Genomic DNA, 14393 nt, shown 5'->3' with positions numbered 1-14393 from the left:
ACGGAAGAGCGCGCGAAGCGGAATGGACGCCCATGTCCGACGGTGACCTCCAGTCCATTGTGGACGAACTGGCCGAGCGCCTGCACCGCTCGGTGGCCATCGACGACCCCGCGATCCGACTTCTCGCGGCCAGCCGCCACTTCGGCGACGAGGACGCCGTCCGGGTCGGCTCGGTGCTCAACCGGGCCGTGCGGCCTGAGATCACCACCGGTCTCTTCGCGCTGGGCATCGCCGGCTGGACCGAACCCGGCGTCGTCCGCGTCGAGGGGGCCAAGCCGAGATTGTGCGCGCCGGTGCGGTGCAACGGCATGCTGCTCGGCTACCTGTGGCTCATCGACGAGGACGGCTCGTTCAGCGAGTCCGAACTGTCGGCAGCCGCGGCCGCTGCGGACGCCGCCGGCTCCGTGCTTTACCGCAGGCTGCTGCTGCACGAGCGGTCGAAGGCACGGCACGAGGGCATCCTGCGCGAACTCGTTTCGCCCGACGCCGACATGCGCGCGCAGGCGATCGCCGACCTGCGGGCCGAGCAGTTGTTCGGCGAGGACCGCACCTGCTTCACCGTGCTCGCAGTGCAATGCCGCGTGTCCGGAGCAGCCGCGCCGCCGCAGGAAGTCGCCTTCGAAGCGGCGATCGAGGAGGGCGTGCGCACCGTCGTGGACGACGTCGCGCTGATGGTGGCCAACCGCTCACGGGGCTGGCTTCTCCTCGTCCAACGGCAACCGCCGGCGCGCGCTCTCGTCGACGCGATCGCCGAGCGGATCACCAGCCGGTTCCAGCGGCTGACCGACGGCGCCGCGCGGCCCGTCGCCGGTCTCGGCGGAACCGTCACCGAACTCGACGCCGTCCTCGAGTCGTATCAGCAGGCGTCGCTGGCGGTGCGGGCCGCGTTGCTGCTGCCCAGCGTCGGCGACCTGGCCCGCTGGGGCGAACTGGGACCCTACGAACTGCTGCTGAAGCTGCCGCCGGACGACCTGCGCAGCAGTGCCCGGGTTCCGGCACTCCAGGCCCTCGATCGAGAAGACCGGCACCACGTCCTGCTCGACACACTGACCGCGTTCTTCGACCACGGCGGCAACATCCAGCGCACCGCCGACACGCTGCGCGTGCACCGGGCCACGCTTTACCAACGGCTCAAACGGATCGAGCAGATCACCGGATGCAGCCTCGACGACGGCGACGACCGGCTCATGCTGCACCTTGGCCTCAAACTGCGCCTGCTCGCCTCCGCGTACGACGACCGGCTCGGCGGCTGACCGGCGCCGGCGCCCGCGACAAACGCGCAGCATCTCCCGCGCAAGACGCGACCGTTGTTGATTCCGGGCCCGCCGCGCCCGGCGATACGTTCGCTGGCATGGCAGAACCGAGCGATCCGACTCGTCACCTGGCCGACGAGCTGTGGGCACATCTCCAGCGCACCCAGCCGCACTTCGCGCTGCACGCCGGCGAACCGGTCACGCAGCTTCCCCGCGGCACGTACGAGGAAGCGAGCGAAGCCGCCGCGCTGGGCCGGCGGATTCTGGCCGGACTCGACCGGGCCCCGGAGTCCGATGTGGACACTTCCCTCGCCGCTGTCGTCCGTGCGCTGGCCACCCAGCTGGCCGGAGCCGACGAGGACTACTGGTGGAGCTTCCCCGTCGCGCCCTACCAGAGTTTCGGCTGGACCCTGTACGGCCAGCAGGTGTTCCGCCCGTTCGCCTTCACCGCCGGCGACGAGGCGAAGCGCTACCTGTCCCTCGTCAACGACTTCACGCACACGATCAAGGCCGCGCACGCCAAGCTCATCGGCCAAGCCGAACAGGGCATCGTGCTGCCGCGCCCCGCGTTGCCCGGCTTCCTGGCCGCTGTCCGCGCGCATCGGGCCGCCGCGGCCGAATTCTTGCGGCCTGCGGAGTCCCGCCTGGCCGGCCTCGATCCCGCGACGCGCACGATGCTGACCGACGGCGTCGACCGGCTTGTCGTCGACGACCTCTTGCCCGCCTTCGACGCCGTCCTCGCACACCTGGACGGACCGGGCGCGCAGAGCGCCGTCGACGGCATCGGCCTCGGCCAGTACCCGGGCGGGCACGAGGCTTACCGCCGGTTGGTGCGCCACTACGCCACCTACCCCATCGAGCCTGAAGAAGTCCACGAACTCGGTCTGAAGGCCGTCGCGGAACTCACCGAGCAGCTGGCCGAAATCCGCCGCGAAGTCGGCTTCGACGGCGACGAGACCGCCTACCGAGCCGTCCTCGAAGCCGACCCCCGTTTCCACGCCCCCTCCCCCGAACACGTCGCCGACACCTACCGCAGGCACATCGACGCGATCGAACCGCTGCTCGACCAGTGGTTCAGCGTCCGGCCGCGGGCCGCCTTCGGCGTTCAGCGGCTCGACCCGGAGCTGGAAGCGGGCATGACCTTCGGCTACTACGAGCAGCCGATCGCCGCGAATCCGGTCGGCCGCTACCGGTTCAACGGATCCGGCCTCGCCGGCCGCGCGCAGATCTCGGCCGCGGCGCTGATCTTCCACGAGCTCGTGCCCGGCCACCACTTCCACCTGGCCCGCCAGGCCGAGGACGCCACCCTGCACCCGCTCCAGGGGCAAGCCGCCGCGGAATCGCTCGGTGCCTACTGCGAAGGCTGGGCCGAGTACGCCGCCTCGCTCGGCTTCGAAATGGGCCTGTTCAGCGACCCGTGGGACCGCTACGGCGCCTGCCTGCACCAACGGTTCGTGGCCCAGCGGCTGGTCGTGGACACCGGCCTCAACACACTCGGCTGGTCCGAGGACAAGGGCCGCGAATACCTGTCCTCGACGACCATGGAGTCGCCGGCCCAGGTGTCCACCGAAATCCTGCGGTACGGCACCGATCTGCCTGCCCAGTCCCTGTCCTACCGGCTGGGTTTCGAGAAGTTCTGGGAGCTGCGCCGCACCGCTGAACGCGCGCTCGGCAGCCGATTCGACGTGCGGGAGTTCCACGAAACCGTGCTGGGACAAGGCACTCTCCCGCTCACCGCCGTCGAGCTCAATGTGCGGGCTTACGCGAACCGCTGACCCGACCGTGCCAAGAACCCGACCCGAATCAGGAGGTCCCGTGCCTGCCTCGATGTTCATGTCCCCCGAACACGTCGCCCGGATGAACGAACTGCTCGCTGCTTCCGCCGAGGTCCGGGCCGCGTGCGCGGACCTGGACCGGGATTGCGAAATAGCCTACGAATTGAGCGACGGCCCGTCCGGCACCGTGCATTGGGTGCTGCGCTTCGACCGCGGCCTCGGCGCGCGCTTCTCCCTCGAACCGTCGCCGCGGGCCGACATCACGTACTTCGGCGACTGGGCGGACGTCATCCGGACCAGCCGGGCTGCGCACGCCGGCGAACCGGTCGAGGAGAACCTGAAGGAATCCGGTGACGCGTCCGTCCTCGAACGAGTCGCCCACGCCTACGCCACCGCCCGCCGGGTCGCCACGGTGCCGGTCGAATTCCCCGACGTGGGCCCGGCCGAGGCGCGATGAACGCACCTCGGCCGGAACTGACGTCGCGTTACCGGTCCGCGGTCCGCGCCCCGGTGAGGTCGCCGAGAGCGTGGAGCAGCACGTGCGCGAGGTTGTAGACCACCGCCCCGGGCGGTGCCTGCCGAGCCTGGTCCACGGTTCCCACGATGCTGGTCATCGGCTTGCCCGCGCTCTTCGCCGCTGCCGCGACCGCGTCCAGTGCGCGCCCGACGGCCGGTTCGGCGGCACCGCCGGGCAAACCGAGGGATACCGCCAAATCGGCTGGCCCGACCAGCACCGAATCGACTCCGGGGACCGCGAGAATCTCGCCCGCCGCCGCGCACGCTTCGGGCGTTTCCAGCATCGGCACGACGACAGTGGTTTCCGCCGCCGTCTCCAGATGCTCAGCACTGGTGCGGGCACCGAACCGGCCAGCTCGGCTGTAGGTCGCGAAACCCCGCTGCCCGAGCGGCGAGTAATGCGCGGCGGCGACCGCGGCGCGGGCCTGGTCCACGGTGTCGACGTGCGGCACGATCACGCCGTCCGCGCCCAGGTCGAGCACCCGCAGGACCAGCGCCGGTTCCGCCGCCCCCACCCGGACCAGCGCGCCCATGCCGTGTGCTTGCGCGGCGACGAGATGCTGCTGTAGGGGCACCAGGTCGGCCGGTCCGTGTTCGCAGTCGAGCACGACGAAATCCAGCCCGGCCACCCCGGCCATCTCGACCAGCGTCTCCGACGGCAGCCGCAGCAGCCCGCCGAGCAGCCGTTCCCCGGACCGCAGGCGTTGTTTGAGCGTGGTCACCGCGCCACCATTCCCGCCGACAGGTCGATGTCCGCCGCGCACAGGCCAGGCATCGCCAGCATCGCGAGCACCGCGGCGGCTACCTCGGACTCGGTAACCATCCGGCCCAGTGCGGCGCGGCCCGTGAACGCGCGTTCGGCTTCGGCGTAAGTGACGCCGGTGCGTTCCGCCTCCAACCGGAAGTTCCGTTCCATCCGCGGGCCCTCGACCGGCCCGGGCGACAGGGAGTTCACCGCCACCCCGTACGGCCCGACCTCGCCGGCGAGCGTGGCCGTCAAGCCAAGCACGGCCATTTTCGAAGCACAGTACGGCGTACGGCGCAGGAGCGGCCGTTTCCCGCTCACGGAAGCGATGTTGACAACGTCGCCCGCGCCACGCGCCGTCATCGCCGGCAGAAAAGCGCGGCACACCAAGTAAACCCCGCGGACATTGACGCCGAACACCTCGTCCCACTCCTGCGGTTCGACCTCGACGAGCGGCTTCACCGGCCCCGCGACCCCGGCGTTGTTGACCAGCACCGAGATCTCCTCGTCCGCGAGTTCCTCGGCGAGGGCGGTGACCGAACGCGGATCGGCGACGTCGCACACCGCTGCCCGGCCCGGTCCGGACAGCGCCGCGACCGTGGCATCGAGGGCGTCCCGCCGCCGCCCGGTCACGACAACCCGCGCGCCGGCCGCTGACAGCGCGCACGCGATCGCGCGCCCGAGCCCGTTCCCGCCGCCGGTGACGAGCGCGGTCCGTCCCGAAAGCGACGCGGTCACGCCGGGTTCCAGGAAAGCTCGCTCCGCCGGAACTCCGCCGCGCGCACATCGCCGGACCGCGCGTGGCCTTCGAACAACTCCACCCGCGCCGCGCGTCCGCAGACTTCGCCGAGCCGCACACTCGACTCGCTGCTCGTGACTTCCTGATAGGTCACCGTCTTCAAATACTTCCCAACCCACAACCCGCCGGTGTAGCGGGCGGCGCCGCGCGTGGGCAGGACGTGGTTGGTGCCGATCACCTTGTCGCCGTAGGACACGCAGGTGCCCGGGCCGAGGAAAAGCGCGCCGTAGTCCCGCATCTTCGTCAGCGCCTGACGCGGCTGCTCGGTAAGCACCTGGACGTGCTCGAACGCGTAGGAGTCCGCCAGCGCGAACGCCTCGTCGAGGTCGTCCACGACATGGATCTCGCCGTGGTCGCGCCAGGCCGGGGCGGCGAAGTCATGGGTCGGCATGCCCGGCAGCAGCGCCTCGACGTGCTCCAGCACCTCCCGCGCGACGTCCTCGGACGTGGTGATCAGCACAGCCGGGGAGTCCGGGCCGTGTTCGGCCTGGGACAGCAGGTCCACCGCGACGACGAACGGGTCGGCCGTGTGGTCGGCGACGATCAGCACCTCGGTCGGGCCGGCGAACAGGTCGATCCCGACCTCGCCGAACAGCTGCCGCTTCGCTTCGGCGACATAAGCGTTGCCCGGCCCGGCGATCAGGTCGACGCGCCCGACGGTTTCGGTCCCGACCGCCAGCGCGGCGACCGCCTGCACGCCGCCGAGGAGGTAGATCTCGTCGGCGCCAGCCAGATGCATGGCGGCGACGGTCGCCTCCGGCACCTCACCGCGGATCGGCGGCGTGCACGCGGCCACCCGCGGCACCCCGGCCACCTTCGCGGTCACGATCGTCATGTGCGCGGAGGCGGTCAGCGGGTAGCGGCCGCCGGGCACGTAAGCGCCCGCGGCGGCGACCGGAACATGCTTCTGTCCCAAGTGGACACCCGGAAGAGTCTCGATTTCGAACTCCTGCAACGAGTCCCGCTGCCGCTGCGCGAAAGCGCGCACCTGATCCTGGACGAACCGGATGTCGTCGAGCACCTGCCCGGGCACCCTGGCGACGATCTTCTCGATCTCCTCGGGCGAAAGCCGGAACGACTCGGGCGACCACGAGTCGAATTTCTCCGAGCACTCGCGGACCGCGGCGTCGCCGCGTTCGCGGATGTCGGCGATGATCGCGCGGACCCGGTCGCCGACGTCGGTGCGGCCGGCCGCGACCTGCTCGGCGGGGACAGCGGATTTCAGGGTCTTGGGCATTCAGGACTCCTTCGAGAATGGGGAAAGACTGCACAGCCAGTCGGTCAAGGACGACGCCACGACACCGGGCGCCTCGAGCGTCAGCAGGTGCCCGGCTTCCGGAAGCACCCGCAGCACGGAATTTCGCGCCCGCGCGGCGATCGAACGGTGAAATTCGGGTGGGCACAAGCGGTCCTGCGCCCCGGAGACGACGAGCACCGGACAGGACAGGCCCGCCACCGCGGCGTGCGCGTCCCGCCGGGTCGCCTGGGCGGCGAGCTGGGCGCGGAACACACCGGGCCCGACCCGCCGCGCCATGGCGAGGAAACGGCGTTCCAGCACCGGATCCGGGCCGGAGAACATCGTCGGCAGGATCTCCTCCGCGACCACGTCGTCGAATTCCCCGGCGAGCGTGCGGCGATCGAACGCGGCCCAGGCGGCGAGTTGCTCCGCGGTCGGCGCGCCGGCATTGGTCGAGACGGCGCAGAATCCGGCGAGCCGCTCCGGCGCCCGGCGCGCGACCTCGAACCCGGCGATCGCGCCGAGACTCAACCCGGCGAGCACGAACCGGCCCTCGACCGCGGCCAGGATCTGCTCGGCCATGCCACCGATGTCCGGCTCCGTGATCTCCGCGTGGACCACTCGCCCGGGCAGCCGCGGCCAGACCTCGGCGTCGCACAGCATTCCGGGGACCAGCACCACCGGCAGGTCAGTCACCTGCCGGCCGCGCGAGGCAGCAGATGCCACGGCGCGAGGTAACCGTTGTGGTCCAGGCCGACGCCCGCGTCGGCAGCCGCCTTCACGACCTCGTCGTCCCAGTCGAGACGCACGCGGCCGTCTCCGCCGTTGACGACCAGCAGCGTCGCCCGCTCATCCGACACGTTGCGGACACTGCGCCACGCGCCGCGCGGCACGGAAACCATGTCCCACGGGCCGAGCCGCACGCTCGTCTCGTCGTGCCGGTTGAGCGTGACCTCCCATTCGCCGTCCTTGACCAGCAGCACCTGCGTTTCGTCGTGCCGGTGCAGCGGGATGCCTTCGCCGGGCTCGGCGCGCAGCCACGCGACGTTGTGCCCGTGCGGGTTGTAGATGGGCGGTTCCTGGTCGCGGTCTTCGGTCATGCCGAAGCCGATGACCGGGGCCAGTTCGGCGCGCCCGCCGGGCACGGCACCGCCCAGCAAGGCGTGCGCGGACCACTGCAGATCATCGGCCGTGGCCACGCGGCGGCGCAGCTTCGCCGCGTCGTAGGACGGCAGGGCGGCGATGTCGGCCGGAGCCATCGGCTGGACCAGTTCCGCGGCGTCGGGCGGTTCGTCGCCGGCGAGAGTGTCGATCAGCCGGTTGTCCGCGGTCAGGTGCAAGCCGTGCCTGCCCGCCTCCCGCAGCACCGACGGGCCCCAGATGATGCCTCCGGTGTCGTCGTGGCCCAGCACGGTGAACAGCCAGCCGTCGTCCGGGCCGATGTTGGTGAACCCGCGGAAGATCCACGTCGGGATCGAGGCGATGTCGCCCTCGCGCAGCACCAGCTCGCCTTCGTCGCCGTCCGCGCCCCAGCGGAGCAGGAACTCGCCGCGGAAGCACAGGAACACCTCCGCGGTGAAATGCAGGTGCAGGTTGTTGGTGATCCCGTGCGGCATCGCCGCCGCCCCGATGCTGAACCCGTGCGGCTCGCGCAGGTTCACCACCTGGTCCGCGTTCTGGGTCACCCCCGGGCCGATCATCGAGTAGTTCTCCTTGCGGTCCGACCCCGGCGTCCGGCAGTCGATGAACGCCTGGTCGCAGGACACGAAATCGGTCCGCCGGATCGTCCGGCGGGCCAGCTCGCCCGCCGTCACCGGCCCTTCGTCGGTACGCATGGCACCCCTCCGAAACCTGGTTGTTTATACGTATGCATACGACCATCGCGTCCGGGTTCTGTCAAGACGCTCCAGCGTCAGGCCTTCGCGCGGGCGGTCCGGAATTTCCGCTAGGATCCGTATGCACGCCCGTTGCGCGGAAGAGGAGCGGATGTCGATCACGAGTCATGACGTGGCCCGGCTCGCCGGGGTCTCGCAGCCGACCGTTTCCCGGGCGCTGCGCGGGGACCACCGGGTTTCGGAGGCCACCCGCACCCGCGTGCGCGAGGCGGCGGACGCGCTCGGCTACGTGCCGAGCGAAGCCGGCCGGAGCCTGGCGACCCGGTCGACGCACTGCGTCGGGGTGGTCGTCACGGATCTGACCAACCCGTTCTACCCGCATCTGATCGGGCCGCTGCACGACACGCTCGAACAGCACGGCTACCGGATGATGCTCTTCGCCGAGCGCAGCGAGGCCGCGCTGGAGACCGAGCGGCTGCTCGACCGGTCGATCGACGGGGTGGTGCTCACCACCGCGGTGATCGGCTCCGGCCTTCCGGCCGAACTCACCCGGCGCGGGCTGCCGTTCGTCTTCCTCAACCGGGAGACCGGCACCGGCAACGCGGACGCCGCGGTGGTGGACAACGAGGCGGGCGGGCGGCTGGTCGCCGAGGAGCTACTGCGGCTGGGCCACACCGACATCGCACTGATCGGCGGCCCGGCCGAGACGACGACCGGACGCGACCGCGAGCTCGGCTTCCGGATCGGGCTGTCCGAGGCGGGCGTCGGCCTGCCGCGCCGCCGCGTCCGGCAAGGCCCGTTCGACCACGGCACCGGGTACGAGGGGCTGCTCGACCTGATGGCGGAAAACCCCCGGCCCACCGCGGTGTTCTGCGGCAACGACGTCATCGCGATCGGCGCGATCAACGCGGCCCGGCGCCTCGGCATCGACATCCCGGGCGACCTCACCGTCATCGGGTTCGACGATCTGCCGATGGCCTCCTGGGAGACCTTCGATCTGACGACCGTGCGCCACGACCTCGACGGCATGGCCAAGGCCGCGGCGGGCCTGCTGGTCGACCGCCTCGCCGGAAACAGCGAAGCACCGCGGCGCACCGTGTTCGCCCCGTCGCTGGTGCCCAGGGGAACGCACGCGCCGCGGTGAACCCCGCGCCCGCCGCGGCGGCGGACGCGGGGCCCCGGCTGGTCACCGGGCGTATTTGTCCGCCGAGAGGTCGCTGCGGTAGGTCTCCTTCATGAACACCGTGATCACCACGAGGGCGAGCACCGCGGCGGCGGCCAGGTACATCCACACCGCGTAGATCGTGCCGGACTCCGCCACCAGCAGCGTGGCGACGAACGGCGTGATGCCCATGAAGATCGAGAACGAGCAGTTGTAGGCGATCGAACTCGCACTGAACCGGGTCCGGGTCGCGAACATCTCCGCCGCGCACACGGTGACGATGCCGGTCAGGAAGAACTCCGGGACCAGGTAGATCAGCTGGCTCGCCACCGCGGCCCCGAACGTGCCCGCCTCGCCCACCTTGAACGCCAGCGGCACCAGCACGATGCAGCACACCGCCCCGGCGATGAGCATCGGCTTGCGCCCGATCCGGTCGGAGATCGCGCCGGCGAGCGGCAGCAGCGGGATCAGCACCGCGACCGAGATCATGTTCGACAGCCACGCCGCGGACTTCGGCAGGTGCAGCGTTTCGGACAGGTACTCCGGGTAGAAGGTGACCCAGGTGTAGGACAGGATCGCGAGCATGATCGACGCGCCGCAGAACACCAGGATCGGCCGCCACTGGGAACGCAGCGCCTCGCGCAGCGGCGCCGCGACGACGTTCGTGCCGTGTTCGGTGGCGGCGACGAATTCCGGGGTCTCGTCGAGCCGGCTGCGCAGCCAGACTCCGATCGCGCACAGCGGAAGCACCGCCAGGAACGGGATCCGCCAGCCCCAGCTGTGCAATGCCGCGTCGCTGAACAAGGCGCTCATCAGCGCTGCCATGCCGGCCCCGGCGAGGATGCCGAGGAAGCAGCTGTTCGACGCGAACGACGTGTAGAACCCGCGCCGGCGCGGCTCGGCCCACTCGACCACGAACGCGACCGCGCCGACGTACTCCCCTCCCGCGACCATGCCTTGCACCACCCGCAGCACGAGCAGGATCAGCGGAGCCGCCAGCCCGATCTGGCCGTACGTGGGAAGCACGCCGATCGCCGCCGTGGACACGCCCATGAACAGGACCGTCCACAACAGCACCCGCTTGCGCCCCAGCCGGTCGCCCCACCGGCCGAGGAGGGTGCCGCCGAGCGGGCGCACCAGGCAGGCGATCGCGATCACCGCGTACGCGCTGAGCACGCTGGCGGTGTGGTCGCTGGCCGGGAAGAAGGACGCGGCGAGCACCGGGGCCATGTAGCCGTAGAGCCCGTAGTCGAACTGCTCGACGAAGTTCCCGATGCTGCCGGCGAGGACGACCTTGCGGATCGCCTTCCGACGTCCGGTCGCCTCGGCCGTCGCGGCCGCGGTCGGCGTGACGGTGGACATGACACCTCCAGTGGCGTCTCACAACGGCTCAGCCGTCTGCATACGTATGGATGGCAACTTAAGTGGCCCGGGTCACCGGGTCAAGACCGCCGCTGCCGCGAATTTTGCCGAGGTCACGCGCGGAAGATCAGCCGCGGCCACGGTTAGGCGGCTGCTCTTGCCCGAAGCAATGCATACGGATACAGTGCCCAGCGCACGTTGCCAGCCGAGAAAGGAACCCGCCATGCCGCTCGACCCGGTCGCCTACCAGCCCTACGCGGACCCGGACGATTTCATCCGCGAGGTCACCGACCGGATCTGGGTGCAGCGCGACATCTCCTACATCGTCGACAACTACGAACCCGACTCGATTGTGCACGGCGGCCTCGGCACCGTGACCGGGCGGGACGGCGTGATCGAGGGCAGCCTGATGCGGATCGCGCAGGTGCCGCAGCACGTGGGCCAGGCCGAGGACGTCGTCTGGGAGGCCCGCGGCGACGACGCCTTCCTCAGTTCGCACCTCGTCTTCTCCGCCGACACGCACCTCGTGGCGGGCCGGCCGGTGCCGATCCGCAAGCGCACCATCGCGAACTGCCTGTACCGGCGGGGCCGCATGGTCGAGGAATGGGTCGTCCGCGACGATCTCGCGGACTGCCTGCAACTCGGCCTCGACCCGGCCGAGGTCGCGCGCGGGCTGCGGTTCCGCGGCTACGAGGGATCGATGACGAAACCGGCGCCCGCCGACGTCCTGGCCGTCGGCGACAGCGGCCCGCGCGCGGACGATTACCGGCCCGAATGCGAAATGGTGCTGGAATTCGTCGAAGAGGTCTGGAACGCGCGGCGCCTGCACAAGGTCACCGACTTCATGCACCGGGACCTCTTCCTGCACACCGTCGGCGACCGGACCGTTCTCCGCCCGGACGGCTACCAGAAGGACCTGCTCGCGCAGATCGCGCCATTCCCGGACGCCCGCTTCGAGATCCGCGACGTGCAGGCCAACTACGCCGAGCGGTACGCGGGACTGCGCGTCGCCGTGCTCTGGGTCATGCGGGGCGAGTACCGCGGGGTCGCCGATTTCGGGCCGTTGACCGGCAAACCGGTCGACCTGCTCGGCGTTTCGCAGTTCCTCGTCCAGAACGGCCGGATCGTCCGCGAGGTCCGGGTCTTCGACCAGATCTCGCTGCGGGCGCAGATCAACGGCCACGAAAGCTCGTTCGCCGACACCAACATCTACTGAGCGCGGCGGGACGTCCGTCCGCTTAGGATCGGCCGATGGAGCAGGAGTCCCGCGACGGCGACCGGGTGACCCTGAACCAGCTGCGGGCGTTCGTCGCGGCCGAAAGCCAGGGCTCGTTCACCCGGGGCGCGGCCCAGCTCGAGGTGTCCCAGGCCTCGATGTCGGAGATGATCCGCAGGCTGGAGGAAGAACTCGACGCGGTGCTCTTCCATCGCGGCGCCCGGCGGCTGACGCTGACCGCGGCCGGCGAGGAACTGCTGCCGTTCGCGCGGCGCGCGGTCCACGCGGCCGACGAAGGGGTCCGCGCGGTGCAGTCGCTGGGCTCGCTCGGCGGCGGCACCGCCACCTTCGGCGTCCTGCGCAACGCGGACTACTACCTGCTCGGCAATCTCGCGCAGACCTTCCACCGCCGGTATCCGTCGGTCAAGGTCCGGCTGGTCGGGCAGAATTCCGCGGAGACCGCGGACGCGATCCGGGCGGGCGACATCGAAGCCGGGCTCATCGTGCTCCCGGTCGACGACGAGGGGCTGGACATCACCCCGCTGATGCGGGACGAGGTGCTCTACGTGAGCGCCGACCCGGCCGCGGCCGCGGAACCCGTGAGCATCCGGCGTTTCGCGGCCGCGCGGCTGGTCCTCTACGACGCCCGCTACGGCTGGCGCGATCCCACCCGCCGCCAGCTCGCCGACCGGGCGCAGCTGGCCGGCGTGCGCATCGAACCGGTCTTCGAGATCGAACACGTGGAAGCGGCCCTGAAACTGGTAGCCGACGGGGCGGGCGACACCATCGCCAGCACCGCGGTGGTCCGCAGCGCCGCCTTCCCGCCGGGCCTGCACACGGCTCCGTTCGAGGAGCCGCTCTTCGACACGATCGCCATCGCCCGCAAACGCGGCCGTCCGCTGTCGCGCGCCACCCGGGAATTGGCCCGGCTGGCCGAGGACGCGGTCAGCGACGCGCGCGGCCCGGCTGCCGCCCGGCCCAAGCAGACCCGAGGCTGAGCCGGGTCCGGTGTGGACGGTTCCGCTTTTGTCCATAATGGACATTTTGTCCTCGCTGGCATAGGGCAACCCGATGGTTCGCCCAGGATCGCACCCTCTAGTCCGGGGGCCGGATCGCGCTTACCGTCTCGTGCCATGCAAATCACTCCCTCCGAGGCAGCCCAGCTCGGCCCGCTGACCTGGCTCAAGAAGCCCGCCGTGGACGGACCGCCCGCCCAGCGCGACCCGCGCGTCGTCGAACGCGTCAGCGAAATGCTGCGCGACATCGAACGCGGCGGTCTCACCGCGGTGCGGCGCTACTCCGAGGACCTCGACGGCTGGACCGGCGCACTCGAACTCGGCCGCGACGAACTGCGCCGCTCCGGCGACCAGCTCCCCGCCGACTTGCGCGCGGCGCTCGAACTCGGCCACGAGCGCACCCACCGCTTCGCGGCCGCCCAGCGCGAGCACCTGACGGACTTCGAACTCGAACTGGCCGACGGGGTCGTCTGCGGACAGCGCTACGTGCCGGTCAGCCGGGTCGGCGCGTACCTGCCCGCCGGCCGGTTTCCCTTGCTGGCCAGTGCGTTCATGACGGTCGGGGTCGCCAAGACGGCCGGTGTGCCGTCCGTTCTCGCGTGCACTCCCCCGTCGGGCGAGCACGGCGCGCACCCGGCGGTCCTGTACGGCGCCTACCTGTCCGGCGCAGACCGGGTCTTCGCGCTCGGCGGCGTCCAGGCGCTGGGCGCGATGGCGTTCGGGCTGCTGGACGAGGCCCCGGTGGACATGCTCGTCGGCGCGGGGAACGCCTACGTGACCGAAGCGAAGCGGCAGCTGTTCGGCCGGGTCGGCATCGATCTGCTGGCCGGACCGTCCGAAGTGGCCGTGCTCGCGGACGAGACCGCCGACCCCGACTGGGTCGCCGCCGACCTCCTCGGGCAGGCCGAGCACGGCCCCAACTCGCCCGCCGCGCTCGTGACGACCTCCGAGGAACTCGGCCGCCAGGTCGTCGCCGCGATCGAACGCAGGCTGGCGACGCTGGCCACCCGCGAGGTCGCCGGCCCGGCGTGGCGCGACTTCGGGTCGGTCGTCGTCGCGCGCGACAGCGCCCAGGCCGCCGCGGTCAGCGACGTCTGGGGTCCCGAGCACCTGGAAATCCAGACCGCCGACGACGACTATTACCTCAAGACGCTCACCAACTACGGCTCGCTGTTCCTCGGCCGGTGGAGCACGGTCGCCTACTCCGACAAGGGAATCGCGGGCACCAACCACGTCCTGCCGACCGGCAAGACGTCCCGCTACAACGCCGGGCTGTCGGTGTCGCGGTTCCTCAAGCCGCTCACTTACCAGCGCGCCGCGAAGGAAGGCACCGCGGCGCTGGCCCCTGCCGTGGAACGGATCTCCGCGTTCGAGGGCCTGGCCGCGCACGAGGCCACCGCCACCGTCCGCATCGAACACATCGGCAGGCATTCCGGTGCGTTCGACGGCACTCCCGCCGTCGACCGGACCTGAGCCC

13 protein-coding genes are annotated in these 14393 nt (G+C 70.9%); 7 read left to right on the top strand and 6 right to left on the bottom strand.

Features of this window, described 5'->3' with window-relative positions; translation table 11 throughout:
- Positions 1–32: 32 nt before the first annotated feature.
- The 3 genes from WA670_RS28405 (at position 33) to WA670_RS28395 (ending at position 3485) form a co-directional block, all read left to right on the top strand.
- Positions 33–1253, top strand: coding sequence for a PucR family transcriptional regulator (locus WA670_RS28405; RefSeq protein WP_238604788.1), 1221 nt, complete (start codon positions 33–35; stop codon positions 1251–1253).
- A 98-nt stretch (positions 1254–1351) separates the two neighbouring features.
- Entirely contained in the window at positions 1352–3028 is a 1677-nt protein-coding gene (locus tag WA670_RS28400; protein ID WP_336159362.1) for a DUF885 domain-containing protein, read from the top strand.
- A 40-nt stretch (positions 3029–3068) separates the two neighbouring features.
- A complete protein-coding gene (locus WA670_RS28395) occupies positions 3069–3485 on the top strand; it encodes a hypothetical protein (protein WP_134733841.1) in 417 nt (138 codons plus the stop codon).
- A gap of 28 nt (positions 3486–3513) precedes the next feature.
- Here the strand turns inward: WA670_RS28395 and WA670_RS28390 are convergent, their stop codons facing one another.
- The 5 genes from WA670_RS28390 to WA670_RS28370 are packed head-to-tail and all read right to left on the bottom strand — an operon-like array spanning position 3514 to position 8160.
- On the bottom strand, positions 3514–4266 hold the full coding sequence (locus WA670_RS28390) for an HpcH/HpaI aldolase family protein (protein ID WP_205673425.1): 753 nt from the start codon (positions 4264–4266) through the stop codon (positions 3514–3516).
- The gene (locus WA670_RS28385) at positions 4263–5027 is read right to left on the bottom strand and encodes an SDR family NAD(P)-dependent oxidoreductase (RefSeq protein WP_238604786.1); all 765 of its coding nucleotides are present in this window, start codon (positions 5025–5027) and stop codon (positions 4263–4265) included. The genes WA670_RS28390 and WA670_RS28385 overlap by 4 nt, the downstream gene beginning before the upstream one ends.
- The gene (gene hisD / locus WA670_RS28380; protein ID WP_134733839.1) at positions 5024–6325 is read right to left on the bottom strand and encodes a histidinol dehydrogenase; all 1302 of its coding nucleotides are present in this window, start codon (positions 6323–6325) and stop codon (positions 5024–5026) included. The genes WA670_RS28385 and hisD (WA670_RS28380) overlap by 4 nt, the downstream gene beginning before the upstream one ends.
- The gene (locus WA670_RS28375) at positions 6326–7051 is read right to left on the bottom strand and encodes an alpha/beta fold hydrolase (RefSeq protein ID WP_336159361.1); all 726 of its coding nucleotides are present in this window, start codon (positions 7049–7051) and stop codon (positions 6326–6328) included. It abuts the gene before it with no gap.
- Entirely contained in the window at positions 7018–8160 is a 1143-nt protein-coding gene (locus WA670_RS28370; protein WP_037820025.1) for a cupin domain-containing protein, read from the bottom strand. The genes WA670_RS28375 and WA670_RS28370 overlap by 34 nt, the downstream gene beginning before the upstream one ends.
- Before the next feature lie 151 nt (positions 8161–8311).
- On the opposite strand from WA670_RS28370, the gene WA670_RS28365 reads away from it, so the two are divergent.
- A complete protein-coding gene (locus tag WA670_RS28365; protein WP_336159360.1) occupies positions 8312–9304 on the top strand; it encodes a LacI family DNA-binding transcriptional regulator in 993 nt (330 codons plus the stop codon).
- 42 nt (positions 9305–9346) lie between these two features.
- Here the strand turns inward: WA670_RS28365 and WA670_RS28360 are convergent, their stop codons facing one another.
- Positions 9347–10684 (bottom strand): MFS transporter, encoded by a 1338-nt coding sequence (locus WA670_RS28360; RefSeq protein ID WP_336159359.1) that lies wholly within the window; start codon positions 10682–10684, stop codon positions 9347–9349.
- Positions 10685–10907: 223 nt separating this feature from the next.
- Here WA670_RS28360 and WA670_RS28355 point away from each other — a divergent pair, with 223 nt between their 5' ends.
- From WA670_RS28355 to hisD (WA670_RS28345), 3 genes are all read left to right on the top strand, one after another.
- Positions 10908–11900 carry a nuclear transport factor 2 family protein gene (locus WA670_RS28355; RefSeq protein WP_043829649.1) on the top strand — a complete coding sequence of 331 codons (993 nt, stop codon included), beginning with the start codon at positions 10908–10910 and terminating at the stop codon, positions 11898–11900.
- A 35-nt stretch (positions 11901–11935) separates the two neighbouring features.
- A complete protein-coding gene (locus tag WA670_RS28350) occupies positions 11936–12898 on the top strand; it encodes a LysR family transcriptional regulator (protein WP_134669494.1) in 963 nt (320 codons plus the stop codon).
- 135 nt (positions 12899–13033) lie between these two features.
- Positions 13034–14389 (top strand): histidinol dehydrogenase, encoded by a 1356-nt coding sequence (gene hisD / locus WA670_RS28345; protein ID WP_336159358.1) that lies wholly within the window; start codon positions 13034–13036, stop codon positions 14387–14389.
- The last annotated feature ends 4 nt before the right edge of the window (positions 14390–14393 follow it).

It is taken from the genome of Amycolatopsis sp. VC5-11 (assembly GCF_037034185.1).
GTDB classification, from domain to species: domain Bacteria; phylum Actinomycetota; class Actinomycetes; order Mycobacteriales; family Pseudonocardiaceae; genus Amycolatopsis; species Amycolatopsis nivea.
The sequence above is the reverse complement of the archived record's forward strand: the minus strand, read 5'-3'. Positions and strand labels throughout refer to the sequence as shown.